The 6,915-nt window shown below is 62.7% G+C and carries 3 protein-coding genes and 2 pseudogenes; 1 reads left to right on the top strand and 4 read right to left on the bottom strand.

Features of this window, described 5'->3' with window-relative positions:
- On the top strand, positions 1–445 hold a 445-nt coding region (locus EXZ48_RS29320), incomplete at its 5' end, for an IS5 family transposase (RefSeq protein ID WP_130520417.1).
- A gap of 22 nt (positions 446–467) precedes the next feature.
- On the opposite strand, the pseudogene EXZ48_RS29315 reads toward EXZ48_RS29320, so the two are convergent.
- The 4 genes and pseudogenes from EXZ48_RS29315 to EXZ48_RS29300 form a co-directional block, all read right to left on the bottom strand.
- Positions 468–950: pseudogene (locus tag EXZ48_RS29315) on the bottom strand (IS110 family transposase); the annotation flags it as partial.
- A 451-nt stretch (positions 951–1,401) separates the two neighbouring features.
- Positions 1,402–1,686 (bottom strand): annotated as a pseudogene (locus EXZ48_RS29310) (hypothetical protein); the annotation flags it as partial.
- Positions 1,687–1,749: 63 nt separating this feature from the next.
- The gene (locus EXZ48_RS29305) at positions 1,750–2,031 is read right to left on the bottom strand and encodes a hypothetical protein (protein WP_245462387.1); all 282 of its coding nucleotides are present in this window, start codon (positions 2,029–2,031) and stop codon (positions 1,750–1,752) included.
- Between the two features lie 320 nt (positions 2,032–2,351).
- A complete protein-coding gene (locus EXZ48_RS29300; protein ID WP_130520412.1) occupies positions 2,352–6,659 on the bottom strand; it encodes a chemotaxis protein CheB in 4,308 nt (1,435 codons plus the stop codon).
- Between the last annotated feature and the right edge of the window lie 256 nt (positions 6,660–6,915).

Below are 6,915 nucleotides of genomic sequence, written 5' to 3'. Positions count from 1 at the left end.
CAGGCGGCGGAAAAGGGGGGCCATGGCTCATGGTATCGGCCGCACGAAAGGCGGACGGAACACCAAGCTCCATGCCGTCTGCGACGCGAAAGGTCGCCCTCACGTCCTGCTCCTGACGCCCGGCAACGTCCATGACTGCAAGGTGGCGAGGCTGTGTATCGAAGCCCTGCCGCCCACCGCGCAGCTCGTCGCGGACAAGGGCTATGACAGCCAGGCTCTGCGCGAGTGGCTCGACGAGCGCGGTACCGAGGCTGTGATCCCGCCACGTCGAAATCGCAAGGTCCAGTACGAGTACGACCGCGCCGTTTACAAGCAGCGCAACGTCATCGAGCGTATGTTCTGCCGTCTCAAGGACTGGCGTCGCCTCGCCACCCGCTTCGATCGCAACATCAAAAACTTCATGGGTGCCGTCGCTCTCGCCGCAGCCGTCATCTGGTGGCTCTAGTGAGTCCGGACCCTAGGGTTGAAAGGCGCTCCACATTGCCCAGTCCTTTGCCCACAATGACACCATGTTCCGCAAGATCTCCGCGCAGAGCGTTCACCATCTGCGTTCGTTGGCCGACAAGAAGATCGCGAGTTCGGAATAGCATTGCCCGAGCTTGCTGATTTGACGTCTTCACAGCGACCGTCCGCATGGTCGGCCGCATCGCAGCTTCTGCAACAGCCTCAGCATCGGCAGCATCGTTCTTCTGGCGCTTGACGAAAGCCTTTACATAAACCGGCGGGATCAGCCGAACGTCATGGCCGAGCCCTGCCAACTCGCGCCCCCAATAATGGGCTGTGCCGCAGGCCTCCATCGCGACTACGCAAGGGGGCAGTGTCGCCATGAATTTTGGAAACTGAAGACGCGAGAGCTTCTTACGAAACAAAACCCGGCCATCCGATGCTGCGCCGTGAACCTGGAAAACCTGCTTTGCAAGGTCGACGCCGACGATGCTAACTTCCTCCATCGATGCCTCCTCCTCTGTGGGTGACGTAACGCATCACCATCTTGGCACACTGCGATGCCGGTGGGAGGGGCATCCAACCCATCAGTGCAAATCAACAGTCTGGAGCTTTCCCGGCAATCAGGGCGATCTCTACGTCTCCCCCGTCCTGCTGCAGGACTATGCCCGCTGGCAGAGCGTTAAGTTCGAAGCCATTGCCGGAGCCTTTCGCCAGGGGTTAGGAATGCTGAACGGCAACGAAAACCCGGAAGGAGGCGCTTCCGTGCCCCAGAACCGAGGGATGGGTTGAAGGCCGCCGATTGCGGAAACGCTCCTCAGCGGTCCCCGATGAGTCGGCTATCGGGATGTTTGCTTCCTCAATCGTCTGCTCCGATGCAGGGTCGGGCTGACACTTACCGGTTCGGCTCTCTGGCGCGCTTGGCTTCGCTGACGTCGTAAAACTCAGGTATCTTTCCGGAATGAAGCGCGGGCCGTTTTCTGTCTGTGGCGCATCCCGCGCCAATGCCTCGGCGATTTCCGCCGTCGATACCTGCAGGAACTGGCGCCTCGCCATCCCCACCGCGATTGCGGGAATCTCGAGGTGCGTGCCCATCCGCCGATACGCTGCGAAGCTGAGGCCCTCGATCAGCTCTTCGTCGACGACGAGGCGGTAGGTTCCGGCTTCCAACGGCTCCTCGAGGGCTTTCAGGTTGAACGGATGCATGAATGTGATTTCGGTTTCCGTGGTTCTTTCGGTCATTTCGATGCTGCTTTCCCATTGCGCCAACGACGGCCGACGAAGTGCGCCGGCTGAACCGGCCCTTTAGTCTTCGGGGCTCCGCCTTGCCGAGGCGCCCTCGTTTCCCCAGACATCGAGGTCGAGGTTGCGGTTTTTGTACCGGGCGTTTTGCGACAGGGGATACTTCTCGGCGCCGATCGTCACGCCCTTGATGAGGCGGATGAGATTGCGCGCTTCGCCATGTTCCGTGCCGACCCCGGCCGACAGGTTTTCCGTCTGGTAATCGGCGTCCTTGAAGATTTGCCGCAGAACGGTTCGTTGCCGGCTTGCAGCCGACCGCGCACCCTTGAAGACAAGGATCACCATAACCATCGCTCGATCAGAATGTAGACGACCATCGCAAGACTTGCCGCCGATACGGCGTAGCCGGCGATGTCCGCGTAACTTAACTTCCTGGTGTAGTGGAATACGGAAGACATGATGTCCTCCTCGCTTTGGGGCTAGGGTATTCAACCCTCAAACAGCAGCGCCCGTGAGATGGCTGCTGGAACGAAGACACTGGACCCGTTCCCCGGTCTTGGCAACAGATCAATTGCGGCGCAACCGTCGCGCGGATCAGGTTGAGGTGCGGCAAAGGTGGTGTCCGGCGCCCGAACAGCCCCGATTGTCGAGCGTAGGATAGAGGCCTACCCCTTGCTTGCCACTTCCCCGCTTTCCGCCAACACCACCAGCCGTGCGAGGGCAGGCAGGGAGCCGACCTGAAGTCGCCGCATGATCGCGGCCCGGTGCACTTCGACCGTTCGCTGGCTGACGCCCAGATCCATTGCGATCACCTTGCTGGGTTCGCCGGCGAGCACCCGGTCCAGGACTTCCCGCTGGCGCTCCGTCAGGCGCGCCATACGGGTCTTCGCCTCCTGCTGCCGGGCGGCCTGCTCGCCCTTGTCGCGGTTGGACTCCAGTGCCCGGGAAACGCTTGCCAGCAGCTCGGAAGGCCCGATCGGTTTCTCGATGAAATCGGAAGCGCCCGCCTTCATCGCCAGGACCGCGGTCGCGACGTCGCCGGCGCCGGTGATCATGACCGTTGGCAGCGTGGCCCCCCGGTCGCTCAGCGCCCGCAGTACGTCCAGACCGCTTATTCCCGGCAGCTTGACGTCCGCGACGAGGCACCCGGGCAACGCGTCGTTGAAGGCTGCGAGAAAGGTTTCCCCGTCGGAAAACGCCAGTACCCTGCGCCCGTCGGCCTCCAGGCTCTCGCGCAGCGCCTCGCGTGTCGTATCGTCGTCGTCGATGACATAGATCGCCGGCGCACCGGGGGGCGGCGCCTGCGGCTCGCCCTGCCGCTCGCCATGGGGCTCGATCCTGCCGGTGCGCAGCAGAAGCTGGATCGCCTTCAGGAGTTCGCCCAGACTTACCGGTTTCGGCATGTGCAGGCAGTTCTCGGCCGAAAGGATGCGCAACGTCTCCGCCCTGATGTCTCCCGTCAGAACGATCGCGGGAATGCTGCGGCCGAGAAGCGCACGAAGGTTTTTGGTGACGTCGAGGCCGTTCAGCTCATTCGGCAGGTTGTAGTCCGCCAGGATGAGCGCTGGTACCACCATGCCGCTGGAAACGAGCTCGATCGCCGCCGCGCTGCTGTCTGCGGCGTAGACCAGGTGATGTTCGTCGCGGAGCGCGATCTCGATCAGGCTGCGGACCTTCTGGTCGTCCTCGATGAGGAGCACGGTGCCGCGCAAAGGGGGCGCCTGCGTGTTTTGCTCGATCGGCGGCCGGTCCTCCTGCCGCTCCTGCCGCCCGAGCGCGACACGGAGCAAGAAGACCGAGCCCTTACCCGGAACGGAACGGACCTCGATCTCGTGGCCCAGCAACATGTTGAGGCGCTTGACGATGGAAAGGCCGAGGCCGAGGCCAAGGTCCGCCTCTTCGCCGGCGGCCTGGTGGTACTCGTCGAAAATCGCCTGGAGCTCTTGGGATGGAATGCCGACGCCGCTGTCCCAGACCTCGATGGCGAGTGCATCCTTGTGTCGCCGACAGCCGAGCAGGATCTTGCCTTGCCGGGTGTACTTGAGTGCGTTCGCCAAAAGGTTGCGAACAATCTGCTCCAGAAGGCGGGGATCGGTGCGCACCAGCAGGCTGGAAGGCACGAAGCGCAGGCGCAGGCCCTTCTCCGCGGCGCTGTAGCCGAATTCGTCGGCCAGCCGCTGCAGCACGTCATTCACGGGGCACGTAATGATACGCGGTTGGACCGTGCCGGCCTCTATCTGGTTGATATCGAGGAGGGCGTTCAGCATTCCGGACATGGAGCCGAGCGTATCGCCGAAGCTTCTGACCAGCTTCCGGGCCTGCTCGCCTTCCACCGATTGTTCCAGAAGGCCCTGAAGCAGGACCAGCGATTGCAACGGCTGGCGCAAGTCGTGGCTTGCCGCGGCGAGGAAACGGGATTTTGCCGCATTGGCGCGTTCGGCCGCCTGCTTCGCCCGGTCGAGCGCTTCGTGGGCACGATGCTGGGAGGTCACGTCGGCAAAGGTGATCACCACGCCTTCCATGCCCTCTTCCTGGGTTCGGTACGGCATGACCCGGCGCATGTACCAGGTGCCGTTTCCTGTCCTGACCTCGCGCTCCCGGGTGGCGCTACCATTCAAGATGGCGGAGGCGTCGCCGAGCAGGGTCGCGTCGGGCACGCGCGCGTTGAGGTCTACCAGCGGCCGGCCGATGTCGCCCATGATGACGTTGAAGATCGAGCGCGTCGCCGGTGTGAAGTAACGGATGTTCAATCCGGGATCGAGGAAGATCGTCGCGACGTCGGTGCTGTACAGCACGTTTTCGAGGTCGTTTGCCGTCGCGCGCTGGCGTTCCAGCGCTTCGTGAAGCTGGGCGTTGAGGGCGGTCAGCTCCTCGTTCAACGATTGCAGCTCCTCCTTGGAGGTCAGCAGTTCCTCATTGGCGGATTGATATTCCTCGTTGAGCGAGAGCGTCTCCGCATTGATCGCCTTCTGCTCTTCCGCCGCATTTTCCAGGTCCCGGATCGCCGCCTGCAGTTCCGTGCGTGTGGTGGCCAGCTCCCGCTCCAGGGCGCCGGACCGATCGTCGGGGGTGGCATCTTCGGGACGCTCACCGGCTTCAGGTGGCTGGGCGGTGTCGAGGAAGCTGACGAGAAACAGGTCTTCGCCGTCGCTGACGACGGGCTGAACCGCAATCTCGTAGCGCGACAGGGTGTCGTCCGCATCGTGGTAAAGGCCGGTCGCCACGATGCGGGCGTGCTCCTGCCGGGCGCGGTGGAGCGCCGAGCGGAGCTTGGTGTGCACGCTGCGCGGCGTCATTGTGAAGAGATCCTGGCTCGGATAGCCCTGGGCGATGCGCAGGTAGCGCTGTACGGGGCCAAGCGAATAGAGATACTCGTGTTTGCGGTTGATCAGCACCGTGGCCGGGGCATACGTGTCGAGAACCATGCGGCGGCAGAGATCGGCGAGCGCGGCCTGTCGGCTCGGCGCCTGCCCCTGCTGCGCCGGCACCCGGACATTGTCCGTTGCGTTGATGGCAAAGCCATAGCGGCCGCGCTGTCCCTTGCGGCGGAAGATCCTTGCTGACTTGTCGAGTACATCGAAGCGGTTGGTCGCCGTGCCCACCGTTTCCGTATTGCCGAGCAGCAGGATGCCGTTTTCGTTGAGGGCGAAGTGGCAGAGCGCGATGACCTTTGCCTGCGCCTCCGGGCCGAGATAGATCAGCAGGTTACGGCAGGAGATGAAGTCGACGTTGGAAAAGGGCGGATCGCTGAGGACGTTCTGGACCGCGAAAATGACGGACGAGCGAAGCTCCGAAGCGATCCGGTAGCCGTGTTCCTCCTGGGTGAAGAAGCGTTGCAGCCGCTCGGGCGAGACGTCCGCGTTGATCGCGAGCGGATAGAAGCCGTCGCGCGCGAAGGCGACCGCCGCCTCGTCCGCATCGGAGGCGAAGATCTGCATCTGGATGTCGCGTCTGGCCTGCGAAATGCACTCCTGGACGATCATGCCGAGCGAATAGGCCTCCTCGCCGGTGCTGCACCCTGCGACCCACAGGCGCAGCGTGCGCCCGGGCGGATGGTTCTTGACGAGTTCGGGCACGATCGTCGCGCGCAACCGCTCGAAAACCTCGGGGTCGCGGAAGAAGTTCGTCACATTGATCAGGATGTCGGTGGCAAGCTGGGACAGTTCAAGCGGGTTTTGTTTAAGGACGTCCAGGTAGCGTGCCGTGTCGGAGGAGGCGATCCCTGCCATGGCCATACGCCGTTCCATCCGGCGAAGCAGCGTTCCCTGCTTGTAGAGGGCGAAATCCTTGCCCGCCGTTTCGCGGAGCATGGTGAGGATCCTGTCGACGGTCGCCTCCTTCGAGGGCGGCCTAGCGTCGTCCCTGGCGGGCGGCGGCCGGTGCAAGGCCCCAGCGATTGCCGCCAGCGGCATGACGTGTTCAGCCATTCCTGAAGCGATCGCGCTCTTCGGCATCCCGTCATAGTCGGCTTCGTCCGGATCCTGGACATAGACCCGGCCGCCCGCCGCGCGGATGAGTCCGATGCCGATGCTGCCATCCGTCCCGGTGCCGGACAGGACCACTGCCGTCGCACGCGCGCCGTATTCCGCGGCGAGGGCCTGCAGGAGGAAGTCGAAGGGCATGCGCGTGCCGCGGCGGTCGGGCGGCGTGGTGAGGCGTATCGTGTCGGCTTGCACGCCCATGTAGCGGCCGGGCGGAATGATGAAGAGATGATCCGGCTCCAGCTTCTGGCCGTCCCTGGCTTGGATGACCGTCATGGGGGTGTGGCGGGAGAGGAGTTCGGCCAGCAGGCTCTCGTGGACGGGATCGAGATGCTGGACGAGAATGAAAGTGTTGCCGCCACCCGACGGCATGGCCTCAAGCAGGATGCGGCAGGCATCCAGTCCGCCGGCCGACGCGCCGATCGCGATAATCCTGCCGGAGGTGCCGTCGAACCCCGACGAGGCGTGCGCAAAGGGATGGCTCGAATTCATGGGCGACTTCTCGGGGATTTTGCACGCATTCTGAGGGTTCAATATGCGCGAATAGGAATTTGGCACAGTATGGGTATTGTCGCAGAAATTGTATACCCTTGACTATACGTATTATCCGAATCTGTTCGTGCAGATTTTTTTTGATAAATAATTAGTAACTAAAAAATAAATCGGACCGAACCGGATGGTGTTTTCTTGGCGAGTGTTTTTCACCTTGCCTCTCAAAGCATTTCTGCGTTGCATAAATATCTTCTTT

This window comes from Shinella sp. JR1-6 (assembly GCF_004284735.1).
Taxonomy (GTDB): Bacteria; Pseudomonadota; Alphaproteobacteria; order Rhizobiales; family Rhizobiaceae; genus Shinella.
Note: the sequence above shows the minus strand (reverse complement) of the source record. Positions and strands in the feature narration are given on the sequence as shown.